Annotated in this window: 15 protein-coding genes; 11 read left to right on the plus strand and 4 right to left on the minus strand. The window is 63.9% G+C overall.

Going from position 1 to position 12,927, the window contains the following annotated elements:
* Positions 1-88 precede the first annotated feature (88 nt).
* Complete coding sequence (locus G6N82_RS03535) at positions 89-934, plus strand: oxygenase MpaB family protein (protein ID WP_165193769.1); 846 nt, start codon at positions 89-91, stop codon at positions 932-934.
* A 27-nt stretch (positions 935-961) separates the two neighbouring features.
* Positions 962-1,585 carry a glutathione S-transferase family protein gene (locus G6N82_RS03540; RefSeq protein ID WP_165193771.1) on the plus strand — a complete coding sequence of 208 codons (624 nt, stop codon included), beginning with the start codon at positions 962-964 and terminating at the stop codon, positions 1,583-1,585.
* Here the strand turns inward: G6N82_RS03540 and G6N82_RS03545 are convergent.
* Positions 1,582-2,175, minus strand: a complete 594-nt coding sequence (locus G6N82_RS03545; protein ID WP_165193773.1) for a J domain-containing protein — start codon at positions 2,173-2,175, stop codon at positions 1,582-1,584. The genes G6N82_RS03540 and G6N82_RS03545 overlap by 4 nt on opposite strands.
* A gap of 52 nt (positions 2,176-2,227) precedes the next feature.
* On the opposite strand from G6N82_RS03545, the gene G6N82_RS03550 reads away from it, so the two are divergent.
* The 4 genes from G6N82_RS03550 to G6N82_RS03565 are packed head-to-tail and all read left to right on the plus strand — an operon-like array spanning position 2,228 to position 5,130.
* The gene (locus tag G6N82_RS03550; RefSeq protein WP_165193775.1) at positions 2,228-2,518 is read left to right on the plus strand and encodes a BolA family protein; all 291 of its coding nucleotides are present in this window, start codon (positions 2,228-2,230) and stop codon (positions 2,516-2,518) included.
* Positions 2,515-3,393 (plus strand): pirin family protein, encoded by an 879-nt coding sequence (locus G6N82_RS03555; protein WP_165193778.1) that lies wholly within the window; start codon positions 2,515-2,517, stop codon positions 3,391-3,393. Before G6N82_RS03550 ends, G6N82_RS03555 begins: the two co-directional genes overlap by 4 nt.
* A 28-nt stretch (positions 3,394-3,421) precedes the next feature.
* Positions 3,422-4,234, plus strand: coding sequence for an SDR family NAD(P)-dependent oxidoreductase (locus G6N82_RS03560; RefSeq protein WP_165193781.1), 813 nt, complete (start codon positions 3,422-3,424; stop codon positions 4,232-4,234).
* 2 nt (positions 4,235-4,236) lie between these two features.
* Positions 4,237-5,130, plus strand: a complete 894-nt coding sequence (locus G6N82_RS03565; protein WP_165193783.1) for an alpha/beta hydrolase — start codon at positions 4,237-4,239, stop codon at positions 5,128-5,130.
* On the opposite strand, the gene G6N82_RS14920 is transcribed toward G6N82_RS03565, so the two are convergent.
* A complete protein-coding gene (locus G6N82_RS14920; RefSeq protein WP_241255180.1) occupies positions 5,127-5,306 on the minus strand; it encodes a DUF2332 family protein in 180 nt (59 codons plus the stop codon). The genes G6N82_RS03565 and G6N82_RS14920 overlap by 4 nt on opposite strands.
* Positions 5,307-5,334: 28 nt before the next feature.
* A complete protein-coding gene (locus G6N82_RS03570; RefSeq protein ID WP_241255181.1) occupies positions 5,335-6,225 on the minus strand; it encodes a DUF2332 domain-containing protein in 891 nt (296 codons plus the stop codon).
* A 44-nt stretch (positions 6,226-6,269) separates the two neighbouring features.
* Here G6N82_RS03570 and hisG point away from each other — a divergent pair, with 44 nt between their 5' ends.
* The 3 genes from hisG to nusB are packed head-to-tail and all read left to right on the plus strand — an operon-like array spanning position 6,270 to position 8,673.
* The gene (gene hisG / locus G6N82_RS03575; RefSeq protein WP_165193786.1) at positions 6,270-6,938 is read left to right on the plus strand and encodes an ATP phosphoribosyltransferase; all 669 of its coding nucleotides are present in this window, start codon (positions 6,270-6,272) and stop codon (positions 6,936-6,938) included.
* Positions 6,938-8,227 carry a histidinol dehydrogenase gene (gene hisD / locus G6N82_RS03580; RefSeq protein ID WP_165193789.1) on the plus strand — a complete coding sequence of 430 codons (1,290 nt, stop codon included), beginning with the start codon at positions 6,938-6,940 and terminating at the stop codon, positions 8,225-8,227. The genes hisG and hisD overlap by 1 nt, the downstream gene beginning before the upstream one ends.
* Positions 8,224-8,673: a transcription antitermination factor NusB gene (gene nusB / locus G6N82_RS03585; RefSeq protein WP_165193792.1), complete on the plus strand. Its 450-nt coding sequence runs from the start codon at positions 8,224-8,226 to the stop codon at positions 8,671-8,673. The genes hisD and nusB overlap by 4 nt, the downstream gene beginning before the upstream one ends.
* Here nusB and G6N82_RS03590 read toward each other — a convergent pair.
* The gene (locus tag G6N82_RS03590; RefSeq protein ID WP_165193794.1) at positions 8,670-9,647 is read right to left on the minus strand and encodes an alpha/beta hydrolase-fold protein; all 978 of its coding nucleotides are present in this window, start codon (positions 9,645-9,647) and stop codon (positions 8,670-8,672) included. The genes nusB and G6N82_RS03590 overlap by 4 nt on opposite strands.
* Positions 9,648-9,706: 59 nt before the next feature.
* Here G6N82_RS03590 and thiL point away from each other — a divergent pair, with 59 nt between their 5' ends.
* Complete coding sequence (thiL, locus tag G6N82_RS03595; RefSeq protein WP_165193797.1) at positions 9,707-10,561, plus strand: thiamine-phosphate kinase; 855 nt, start codon at positions 9,707-9,709, stop codon at positions 10,559-10,561.
* 133 nt (positions 10,562-10,694) lie between these two features.
* On the plus strand, positions 10,695-12,812 hold the full coding sequence (locus G6N82_RS03600; RefSeq protein WP_165193800.1) for a sodium-translocating pyrophosphatase: 2,118 nt from the start codon (positions 10,695-10,697) through the stop codon (positions 12,810-12,812).
* Positions 12,813-12,927 lie beyond the last annotated feature (115 nt).

Raw genomic sequence — 12,927 nt, forward strand, 5'->3', positions numbered from 1 at the left:
CCGCAACGCCTAGACGGGAGTGATGGCTGCTGCAAGCGCCCAGCCGCCAACATTTTCATTAGGCTCACAATCGGTATATTGATGCGCGATGCCGCCGCCCGATCCGATCGAGAAACTGCGCCTGAGCCTCGTCGAGCGGGTCCGTGGCGTGTTCAACGATACCTCTGCCGGGCAGCAACCGGTGCCAGTGTCGGACGATGCCCTGTTCGAGCGCGATTCGCCGATCCGGCTGGTCCATGCCGATATTGTCGGGATGATGGTGGGGGGTATCCGCGCGCTGCTGCTGCAGATGCTTCATCCCGCGGCATTGCAGGGCGTGCTCGACCATTCCAATTTCCGCGAGGACATGCATGGGCGGCTGCGCCGCACCGCACGCTTTATCGCCGTCACCACCTTCGGCCACCGCGACGAAGCAATGAAGGCGATCGAGCGGGTCAACCGCATCCATTCGCAAGTGGCGGGAACACTACCCGACGGCGCGCCCTATTCGGCCACCGATCCGCGGACGCTGGCCTGGGTTCACGTGACCGAAGCCAGCAGTTTCCTGGCGGGGTACAAGCGCCATGTCCGGCCAGATATGCCGGGACATGAACAGGATGAGTATTACAGGCAGTTCGCGGTGATAGCGCGGGCGCTGGGTGCCGATCCCGTACCCACCAGCCGCAATGAGGCGGAAGAGCTTTTCCGCGAGCTGAGGGAGGATTTGCGCACGTCTCCCGCCGCGCGCGAAGTCGCACAACTTGTGCTGACGCAGCGCGCGCCGGGAACCCCGCCCGGCCTGCAAGCGATGCTGGGTGCCGATGCGGTCGAAATGTTGCCGCCGTTTGCGCGCACGATGCTGGGCCTGACCCGCCCGGGAATTGCCGCCCTGCCCGCGCGGGCGGCGACCTGGAGCATGGGCAAGACGCTGCGCTGGGCATTCAGGCAGGACTGAGCGGGCAAACCGGGAGAGACAGACGAAATGGCCGAATTCACATTCTATACCGTCGCGATGAGCCGCGGGCAGATTGCGCGCTGGGCCCTGCACGAATCGGGCGCGGACTACGAGCAGCAGGTGTTCACCTGGGAATCGCGCCCGCCCTCATTCACGGCGATCAATCCGATGAACAAGGTGCCCGCATTGGTGCATCACCATGGCGGGCATGACCACGTCGTGACCGAATGCGCGGCAATCTGTCATTACCTGGCCGAGACACATCCGGATACCGGACTGCTGCCCGACACGCACGAGAAAGCGGCCTATTTCCGCTGGCTGTTCTTTGCGGCCGGACCTCTCGAACAGGCGGTGGTGGCGCGGGCCATGGGCTGGGAAGTGCCGGAGGGGCGCAGTGGGATGGCCGGTTTCGGATCGCTGGACCTCACGCTTGACGCGGTGGATGGTTGGCTCTCCGCCAATGATCACGCCGCAGGCAGCCGGTTCACCATGGCCGACGTTTATCTGGGTAGCCAGTTTATCTGGGGCCTGCGCTTCGGCTCGATCCCCGAACGGCCGAGCTTCCGCGCCTATGTCGATCGGCTGGTACAGCGCCCCAAATACCTTGAAGGGCTGACAATCGACCAGACGCTGATCGAGGCGGGCGCTTAAGAAAAGGCGGAACTTTTCCGCAGTAACTGATAGGCTTCCACGACATTGTTGAGCCGGTTTTCGAACTTGCGATCGCCGCCGTTGCGGTCCGGGTGATAGCGCCGCACCAGCTCCGAATAGCGCTGGCGCAGCCGCTTGCGATCCGTGTCGAGCCCCAGCCCCATGGTGTCGAGCGCGCGCGCTTCCTCGCGGCTGAAGCGGCCATCCATTGCCAGTTTCGCCTCGCGTTCGGCGCGGCTGCGGATCCCCCCTACCCGGGCGCTGATCGCATCGAGCGGATCTTCGAAGTCGGCCCAGCGCGGCATACCATCGACGCCCGCAGTGGGGCGGAAGCTAGGGCTCTCGGTCTTCCAGCCGGACGCGGGCGATTGCGCCTCGACGATTTCCTCCGCGCTCATCCCTTCGAACCAGTCATATTCCGAATTGAATTCGCGCACATGCTGCAGGCAGAACCAGCGATATTCGCCCGGCCCGTCGAAACCGCTGCTGCGATATCCGGGCGCACGGAATTCGCCCGCCTCATCGCAAGCGGGGTGCTCGCACACCCTGCCAGTGTCTTCGTAACGTCCGTGGAACCTGGTTTGCTTCACTAGCATAGGATGGGCATGGACAAGCGCGAAGGGAACCCCCAAATTCAAAAGCATGACCGGAACTGTTGCCCAGGAAATCGAGCGCCTGCTGCGTGCAGCGCTTAGCCCCACCCACCTCGATGTGATCAATGATAGCGCGCATCATCATGGCCATTCGGGCGATGATGGCAGCGGCGAATCGCATTTCACCGTAGTGATCGAAAGCCCCGCATTCGAGGGCGTCTCGCGGCTCCAGCGCCAACGCATGGTCAATGCCGCGCTGGGCGACATTCCCGGCGAGCGGGTGCATGCCCTGGCAATCAGGGCGCGCGCACCGGGCGAGCACAAGGTGGACCAGACATGATCGAGCAGACCATTACCCCCACCACGCATGACCTTGGCCAGTTCGAGGTGCGGCGCGTGCTGCCCAAGCGCGAGCGGACGATGGTCGGCCCGTTCATCTTCGTTGACCAGTTCGGCCCTTCGCAACTCGATCTCGGCAGCGGGATGGACGTGCGCCCGCATCCGCATATCAACCTGGCAACGGTTACATGGCTGTTTGAAGGCGCGATCGATCATCGCGACAGCCTGGGCAGCTTTTCCACGATCCGCCCCGGGCAGGTAAACCTGATGACCGCAGGCAGCGGCATCGTCCATTCGGAACGCTCGCCCGCCGAGGAACGCGCCACCGGGCCAAAACTCTACGGTATGCAGACCTGGCTTGCCCTGCCAGACGGGCGCGAGGAGATCGACCCGGCTTTCGAAGCGGTCACGGACTTGCCCGTGGTGGAGGACCAATGCGCCAAGGCCGTCGTCATCATGGGCGAGCTATGGGGCAAACGCGCGGCCACCACCACCTATGCCGACACGATCTATGCCGAAATCGTCCTTGCGCCGTCGGGCGCTTTACCGATCGAAGCCGAAGCGGACGAGCGTGCTGTGATGCTGGTCGGCGGAGAGGCCAGTGTCGATGGGCAAGCGCTTGGCCTTTACGAACTCTCGGTGCTTGCGCCCGGCCGTACGATGACGCTTTCGAGCGAACGCGGCGGGCGGATCATGCTGCTCGGCGGCGAAGCCTTCTCGACCCCGCGCCACGCTTGGTGGAACTTCGTCAGCTCCAGCCGCGAACGAATCCGGCAAGCGCGGGAGGACTGGAGCGCAGGGCGCTTCCCCAAGGTTCCGGGCGACGAGGAGGAATGGATCCCGATCCCCGAACAACCTTTGACACGCAGCGACTGAAACACAGCGCCAAGGGAGAGACACAAAAATGGATTTCAACGGCAAGGTGGTGTGGATCACCGGCGCATCCTCCGGCATCGGTGCGTCACTCGCGCGTGAATGGGCGAGCCGCGGCGCGCATATCATCCTCTCGGGCCGCGATGAAGCGCGCCTTGGCGAAGTGGCGGCGGATTGCGGCGAAGCGCTGGTGCTGCCGTTCGATGTGCGCGACGATGCCGCGCTGGCCGATGCGACCACCAAGGCGCTGGCATGGAAAGGCGGCGTCGATATCGCTGTGGCCAATGCCGGTGTCTCGCAGCGCAGCCAGGCGCTCAACACCGGCATGCAGGTCTATCGCGAGATCATCGATATCGACCTGACAGCGCAGATCGCCTTCACCCAAAGGTTGATCGGCCATATGGCCGAGCGAGGCTCAGGCAATTTGCTGTTTATCTCGTCCATCGCGGGCAAAGTCGGCGTGCCGATGCGCACCGCCTATTGCGCAGCGAAGTTTGGCCTCGCGGGCTATGCCGATGCGCTGCGGGCGGAACTGAGCAACAAGGGCGTGAATGTCCATGTCATCTACCCCGGCTCGATCGCGACCAATGTCAGCCGCAACGCCCTGACCTCCGACGGCAGCAAGCGTGGCCGCAGCGACAAGGCGATCGACCAGGGCATCCGTCCGGAAGATGCGGCGCGGACCATGATCGATGCCGTTGCCAATGGCGAGCGAGAGATCATCGTCGCCGAAGGCATGGAACAGGCGATGGGCGAACTGCGCCGCACACCTGACCAGCTGTTCGACCAGGTCGCGGCAATGGTTGCCGCGGGCTATATCGAGAAGATGGAAGCGGAAAGCTGACAATGGAGCAGAAGCGCGTCACGCTCGCCAACGGGATCGAGCTCGATGTGGTAGACGAAGGCCCGCGCGATGGGCCCGCGCTGATCTTCCTACATGGCTTTCCCGAAAGCCACCGCACCTGGCGCCACCAGATCGCGCATTTCAGTGACCGCTACCGCTGTGTTGCACCAGACCAGCGCGGCTATCGCGGATCGTCCAAGCCGCAGGAGGTCGAGGCATATGCACCGGCCAAGCTGATTGGCGATGTGTTCCTGCTCGCCGACGCGCTGGGCATCGAGAAGTTCACAATCGTCGGCCATGACTGGGGCGGCGCGATCGCCTGGGGCGTGGCGCTTGGCGGCCAGCATGCGCGTGTGACCCGTGCAATAATTGCCAATGCGCCCCATCCGGCGGTGTTCCAGCGGCTGCTCTACACCAACCCGGTCCAGCGTGCGGCGAGCCAGTATATCCGCGCCTTTCGCGACCCGGCCAATGACGACCTTATCCGAGCGAAAGGGATTACCGGCATTCTCAAGCAGGAAGTGAATTGGGACCGGCCCGACAACATGCCCGCTGAAGAGCGCGCGCAATTGCTGAAGGATTGGGAAGATCGCGATGCGTGCTTCGGCATGCTCAATTACTACCGCGCGAGCCGGATGGTGGTGCCGACAATGGACGAGCCGTTCGAACTGCCGGAAGGCTACGCGCCGCCGCCCGTGCCGAAGCTGTCGATTCCGACGCTGGTGATCTGGGCGCTCGATGATCTCGCGCTGCCGCCGGAAAACCTCGAAGGGCTGGATGAATTGATCGATCCGCTCACCATCGTGCAGGTCCCCGATTGCGGGCATTTTGTGCCGTGGGAAGCGCCGGACAAGGTCAACGCCGCGATGGAGGAATTCCTCGCTGCAACCGACTAGCCGGCCAGCCACTCGATATCCGCGCCATGCGCATGGGCGCGGGCCAGCAGCGTCTCATCCCCACCGCCGGGCCAGTAGCGGACGCGCAGTTCATGGCGATGCACCGTGCGGTTGGCCTCCAGTGCGATCCACGCCAGTGGCGCTTCGGCAGTGGCCCTCGCTCCGGCTGCTTCCATCGCGGCGGTGACGCGCTGCTGCTGGTCTTCAGGCACATATTGCCACCACGATCGAATGCATCAGTACCCGCGTGGTCCCTGGCGCCTGTGGCTTGGCGAGTTCGGCCTCCACGAATTCGGCTGCGTTGGCCTTGACCAGATCGGGCTTGCGTTCCTTTGCTGCCGCAATCGCCGCCTCCATCCGCTCAAAGCGGATCGTGTGCTCGGGCCAGATATAGGCTTTGAGCCGCAGCGCTTGCGCCGGATCGGTCAGGTCGACCGGGGCAACGTCGCAACCCTTCAGCGAGGCGAAGGTGAATGGCACATCGGGCGGCGGCGCGCCTTTCCAGCCGGGTTTGAACGCCATGACCGGCGCTTCGGGGCCAATCTCTACGCCGTCCAGGTGATAGCCATAGCGGTCAATCATCAGATTGATCCCTGCGCTGGAGCCGATCTCGAGGCACTCAAAGCTCGCCGGAAGTCCTCGTCCCGCCAGCCACAGCATTGCAGCGATAAAATTGCTCGAGCGACCCGCCTCGTTGGTTTGCGGCGGCCCGTCCAGCCAGGGCAGCAGGCGCGCCTCATGCAGCTGCATCACCTGCTCAATGATCGGCGCGGCATCGACCGGCACACCGCGATAGATCGGGGCGAGCTCGGGCGCTTCGGCGGCGAGATGCAAGGCATGGATCCCGCCCGCAATGCGTAGCGGCAGGGCATCCGACAAAGGCGCACCCTGCCAACTTCGGATCCGCTCCAGCAAGGCGTTGCTCCGGTCGCCGTCAACAGCAGCGAGGATCGCGGCGCACACCTTGGCGGTGATCGGCGCGCCATTCGCTTCGCAATAGGCAACCTGGTTGGCAAATGCGGTGCGCACGGCATCCGCTCCGGTCACGCCCATATCGACCAGTTCATAGTCTGGCTTTGCACCATGATCGCCCATTTACATTGCCCTTTCCGCGCCCAGTCCTTAAGTGGCGCCACGCAATGACCAACACCGCCGCAACACAGCTGACTTTTGCCATTCCCAAGGGGCGCATTCTCGACGAAGCGCTACCGGTGATGGCGCGTGCCGGCGTGGTGCCGGAAGATGCGTTCCACGACAAGAGCAACCGCGCGCTCAGCTTTGCAACGACCCGCCCGGATATGCGGCTGATCCGCGTGCGCGCCTTCGATGTGGCGACCTTTGTGGCGCATGGCGCAGCGCAGGTCGGGATTGTCGGTTCGGACGTGATTGAGGAATTCGACTACGCCGATCTCTATGCCCCGGTCGATCTCGATATCGGGCACTGCCGCCTCAGCGTGGCGCGCGTCGCAGGCGATGACGCACAGCCCGGCTCCGTCAGCCACCTGCGGGTTGCGACCAAATATCCCAACCTCACCCGCCGCCATTTCGAGGCGAAGGGGATCCAGGCAGAATGCGTCAAGCTGAACGGCGCGATGGAGCTCGCTCCTTCGCTGGGGCTGGCACGCCAGATCGTCGACCTGGTTTCGACCGGGCAGACGCTGAAAGACAATGGGCTGGTCGAAACCGACCGCATCCTCGACATTTCGGCGCGGCTGATCGTCAACCGCGCAGCGCTCAAGACCGACCCGCGTGTCGCGGAACTGGTCAATGCCTTTCGCACAATCACCGAAGCGCGGGACGCGGCCTGATGCAGTTGCTCCGCTCCGCTGACCCCGCTTTCGCCGCGCAGTTTGACGCGCTGGTCAATGCACGCCGCGAAAGCGACGCCGATGTCAGCGCTGATGTCGCGCGCATCCTCGCCGATGTGAAGGCGCGCGGCGATGCGGCTCTGGCGGAATACTCGCAGCGTTTCGACGGTTATGCACTGGCGAGCGACGCGGACTGGATCATCACCGCCGAAGCGTGCCGGGCGGCCTATGACGCGCTGGACCCAGGCCTGCGCGATGCGCTCGAACTCGCTGCGGAGAGAATCCGCGCCTATCACGCCGACCAGCTCCCCTCGAACCGCGACTTCACCGATGCAGCAGGCGTGCGGCAGGGCGCGATCTGGCGCCCGGTCGATGCCGCCGGACTCTATGTCCCTGGCGGGCGGGCGGCCTATCCCTCCTCGCTGCTGATGAACGCGATACCTGCCAAGGTCGCCGGGGTCGAGCGGCTGGTGGTCGTAACCCCCACCCCCCATGGCAAGACCAATCCGCTAGTGCTTGCTGCCGCGCATATCGCGGGGGTGGACGAGATCTGGCGCGTCGGCGGGGCACAAGCCGTGGCCGCGCTCGCCTATGGCACCGAGCGGATTGCCAGCGTCGATGTGATCACCGGCCCGGGCAATGCCTGGGTGGCCGAAGCCAAGCGCCAGCTTTTCGGCGTGGTCGGGATCGACATGGTCGCCGGGCCGAGCGAGATTCTGGTGATCGCGGACGGGCACAACCGGGCTGACTGGATCGCCGCCGACTTGCTGAGCCAGGCCGAGCATGACCCGACCTCGCAATCGATCCTGATTACTGATGATGCGGCTTTCGCGGATGAGGTTTCCGCACAGGTGGATGCGCAGCTGGCACAACTTGCCACGAGCGAGACAGCAACTGCGAGCTGGCAGGCCAATGGCGCGATCATTGTCGTGCAAGACCTGTCTGAAGCGGCTCCTCTGGCTGACCGGCTGGCGGCCGAGCATGTCGAACTCGCCGTCGCCGAACCCGAGCCGCTGCTGAAGGCGATCCGCCATGCCGGCAGCGTGTTCCTTGGCCGCATGACACCTGAGGCGATCGGTGACTATGTCGCCGGCCCCAACCATGTCCTTCCCACCGGGCGCCGCGCGCGTTTTGCCAGCGGCCTCTCCGTGCTCGACTTCATGAAGCGCACAAGCTTCATCGCGCTCGATGCTGAATCCCTTGAGAAAATCGGCCCAGCCGCTGTCGCGCTGGCCCATGCCGAAGGCTTGCCCGCGCATGCCAGATCGGTTGAATTGAGGCTTAAATGAATCCCCCCCGTTCCCAGGCCCGCTCCGCCGCCCGGCTCGCCGCCGTCCAGGCGCTGTACCAGCAGCATATGGAGGGCACCCCGCTCGCGCGGCTGCTCAACGAGTTCCACCAGCACCGGTTGGGCATGGAGGACGAGGACGAGCAATTCGCCGAGGCCGAAGTCGATTTCTTCGATGACCTTGTGGCCGGGGTCGACGCCCGACGGGCGGAGATTGACGAACTGCTGACCGGCAAGCTGGCCGAGGGCTGGACGCTGGCCCGGCTCGACAAGACCATGCTGCAGATCCTGCGAGCCGGAGCCTTTGAGCTGATTGCGCGGGCCGATGTGCCCACCGCCACCGCGATCGACGAATATGTCGATGTGGCCAAGGCTTTCTTCGACGATCGCGAAGCGAAATTCGTCAACGGCATCCTTGATGCGGTTGGCAAGGATGCCCGCGCTTAAGGGTCATTCGCATCGAGGAAGGCCAGCGGAATATCCACTCGCTGCGCCCAGGCGTTTTCCTCATGCTCCGTGCCGAAAAACGCTCTGCTCTCGTAATTCGGCCCCACCCAGCCCTGTTCGGCCATCATCGCGTCAAACGCCGCGAAATAGGGCGCATAGTAAGCGTCAAGCGTGGCAGTGCCGTGATCGACATAGATCCGGTTCTTGCCTGGATCGAGGCGGGTCGAGGCGAAATAGGCGCGAAACGCGTTGGCCACTTCGGCGGCGCGCGTTTCAGGGTCACCGCCTTCGGGGTTAGCCAGCGGCAGGTGGGTTGAAAGCCCGGCCGCCTGGCCGAACACTTCGGGATATTCGGCGATCAGATACAGGCTCATCAGCCCACCCATCGACGATCCCATCACGGCGGTATCTTTCGGCCCGTCAAGCGTGCGAAATTCGCTATCGACTTTGCGCTTCAGCGCGCCCGCCACCATCGCGGCATAGGCATCGCCGCGCAAAGGCTTGCCCGCCTCGATGCCGTCCCATGTCATGCCGGTTACCCTTGCCTGCTGGCTTTCGGGCAACAGATCGAACAGTTTTTGCGGGAACAGCGTCTGGTACCGATCAAGCGGGCTGCGCAGTCCGACAACAATCCATTCGCGCAGATCGCCGCGTGCCGAAAGCCGCATGATTGCCTCATCCACCGCCCATTCCTTGTCGAAATTGGACAGGCGCCGGTCGAAGATGTTCTCGGCATCGTGCATGTAGAGCACCGGATAGCGCCGGGCAGGATCGCTGCCGTAGCTTGGAGGGAGCCACACCCAGATATCGCGCACGCCGACCGCTTCCGCCGGGGCAAAATCGCTCCACCACACGATTTCTCCCGCCGATGGTACCGGCACTTCGGGCTTCGCTGGCTCCTGGGCCTGCGCCCCCAATGGCGCGGACAGCATTAGCGCAAGGGCGGCAGCGGCAGCGCGAAAGAAAGATGACATCGGAAAATCCCCGTGCAAGGAGCGTTCCTTATGACCCGCCGATTTTGACATTGGAAGCTATGAACGAGACCGAATTCATCGCTGCCCTGCGTGCATTGCCGCTCCATCCTGGCGCGCGCCAACTGCAGGATGACTGTGCAGTGCTGGATATCGGCAGGGAAGCACTGATCCTGACGCATGACACCATGGCCGAAGGCACGCATTTCCCGGCCGGTGCCGACCTGGCCGATGTTGCGTGGAAGCTGGTCGCCGTGAACCTGTCTGACCTCGCCGCCAAAGGTGCCGAGCCAGTCGGGGTCCTGCTCGGGCACAGTCTCGGGCCGGACGATGAGCGATTTCTGGCAGGCTTGCGCGAAGTGCTTGATGCCTATCGGGTGCCGCTGCTTGGCGGGGATACGATCAAGGCCGCTGGCGGCCGCACCTTCGGCCTCACTGCAATCGGCCGCGCGACGCATGTCCCCGTACCGGACCGGCGCGGCGCGAAGCCCGGCGATGCGGTCTATGTCACGGGAACACTGGGCCGCGCGATGCTGGGGTTCGAAGGTAAAGCGGAACATGTCGAAGCCTTCGCCCGGCCGCACCCCTTGCTGGCCGAAGGGCGCGCGCTGGCGCCATATGTGACTGCGATGATGGACATCTCCGACGGGCTGCTACTTGACGCGTGGCGGATCGCTGATGCCAGCGAGGCGACCATCGCGCTGGATAGTGCCGCTGTGCCGGTCGCCGCTCCTGAGCGGCTGGACGACTGCCTGCGCTGGGGCGACGACTACGAGCTGCTGTTTACGCTACCCGATGGCACAAGTCCGCCGGTTGCCGCCACGCGCATCGGCACAGTCGAGCCGCGCGGCTTCGCGCCGTTATTTCTCAATGGCCATCCGATCCTTAATGCCGAAGGGCTGGGCTACCAGCACTAGCGAAACTGGTGACACGGGCGGCAAACCGCCGATTCCGCCCTTGTCTCTCGCGAAGCATCCCTTATAGCTCCCGCACCAATCGCCTCCGCGTCCGCGGGGGCGTATTTCCACGTAGGGTTAAGGGGAAGAGTTCGTGGACCTAATTCTCATTTCAATCGGGCTGGGATTGCTTGCCATTGTCTATGGCATCTTCACCAGCCGCCAGGTTCTCGGCGCTGATGCCGGGAACGCCAAGATGCAGGAAATCGCTGGCGCGATCCAAGAAGGTGCGCAAGCCTATCTCAACCGCCAATACACCACCATCGGTCTTGTCGGTGTGGTTGTTGCCGCGCTGGTCGCCTATTTTCTGGGCGTTGTCCCGGCTGTGGGCTTCCTGATCGGCGCAGTGCTGTCAGGCGTTGCGGGCTATATCGGGATGAACATCTCGGTCCGCTCGAACGTGCGCACGGCTGCTGCTGCTTCGAAGGGCCTGCAACAGGGCCTGACCATCGCGTTCCGCGCTGGCGCCATCACCGGCATGCTGGTGGCAGGCCTGGCGCTGCTGGCGATCGCCGTGTTCTTCTATGTGCTGGTCGGCCAGATGGCGCTCGAAGCCAACAGTCGCACCGTGATTGACGGCCTCGTCGGCCTCGCCTTCGGTGCATCGCTGATTTCGATCTTTGCGCGTCTGGGCGGCGGCATTTTCACCAAGGCCGCAGACGTCGGCGCTGACCTCGTCGGCAAGGTTGAAGCTGGCATCCCGGAAGACGATCCGCGCAACCCGGCCACCATCGCCGACAATGTGGGCGACAATGTGGGCGACTGCGCCGGCATGGCTGCCGACCTGTTCGAAACCTATGTCGTCACCGTTGGCGCAACCATGGTCCTCATGGCGCTGCTGCTCACCGGCATTGGCGACCTGCTGCTGCCGCTGATGGCGCTGCCGCTGCTGATTGGCGGCGCATGTATCGTCACCTCGATCATCGGCACTTACTTTGTCCGTCTCGGCAATGGCACCAATGTCATGGGCGCGATGTACAAGGGGTTCATCGTAACCGCTGTTCTCGCGATCCCGCTGATCTGGTTCGCAACGCAATATGCGCTGGGCAGTGTTGGGGTGGACATGAACACGGTGCTCAACCCGGGCCTGGGCATGGTCGAATTCACCGGCCGTGACCTGTTCTACTGCTCGCTGATCGGCCTGGCGCTGACCGGCATCATCATCTGGATCACCGAGTATTACACCGGCACCAACTACCGCCCGGTCCGCTCGATCGCCAAGGCTTCGGAAACGGGCCACGGCACCAACGTGATCCAGGGCCTGGCGATCAGCCTTGAATCGACCGCGCTGCCGACCATCGTCATCATCGCGGCGATCATCGGTGCCTACCAGCTGGCCGGCCTGCTCGGCCTGGCATTCGGCGCAACCGCGATGCTGGCGCTGGCCGGCATGGTCGTGGCGCTCGACGCCTATGGCCCTGTCACCGACAACGCCGGCGGCATCGCCGAAATGGCTGGTCTGGACGAAAGCGTCCGCGAGAAGACCGACCTGCTCGACGCCGTGGGCAACACCACCAAGGCAGTGACCAAGGGCTATGCCATCGGTTCGGCCGGTCTTGCCGCGCTGGTGCTGTTCGCCGCTTACACCGCCGACCTTCGCGAGTATTTCCCGAACGCTGACGTCAATTTCAGCCTCGAGAACCCCTATGTGATCGTCGGCCTGCTGCTCGGCGCGCTGCTGCCGTACCTGTTCGGTGCGATGGGCATGACCGCCGTGGGCCGCGCCGCGGGTGACGTGGTGGTCGATGTGCGTGACCAGTTCGCCAACGACCCGGGCATCATGGAAGGCACCAGCCGTCCGAACTATGCCCGCACGGTGGACCTCGTTACCAAGGCCGCGATCAAGGAAATGATCATTCCGTCGCTGCTGCCGGTGCTGGCACCGATCGTGACCTACTTCGTGATCTATGGTCTTGCCGGGCAGGAAAACGCCTTTGCTGCGCTCGGTGCACTGCTGCTCGGCGTGATCGTCGGCGGGTTGTTCGTCGCGCTGTCGATGACCGCCGGTGGCGGCGCATGGGACAATGCGAAGAAGTACATCGAAGACGGCAATCACGGTGGCAAGGGCTCCGAAGCCCACAAGGCTGCCGTGACCGGCGACACCGTGGGTGACCCGTACAAGGACACCGCAGGTCCCGCCGTGAACCCGATGATCAAGATCACCAACATCGTGGCGCTGCTGTTGCTCGCCGCGCTGGCGGGTGCTCACTAAGACATTGGTTCCCCCAAGAGGGACTGGAGAGCCCCGTTCAACTTCGGTTGGACGGGGCTTTTTCTTGCGTGCCCGAAGCTTGGCAAGTTGACGCCTGCGTAAGCGCATCGCATGG

This window comes from Altererythrobacter sp. BO-6, from assembly GCF_011047315.1.
GTDB lineage: Bacteria > Pseudomonadota > Alphaproteobacteria > Sphingomonadales > Sphingomonadaceae > Erythrobacter.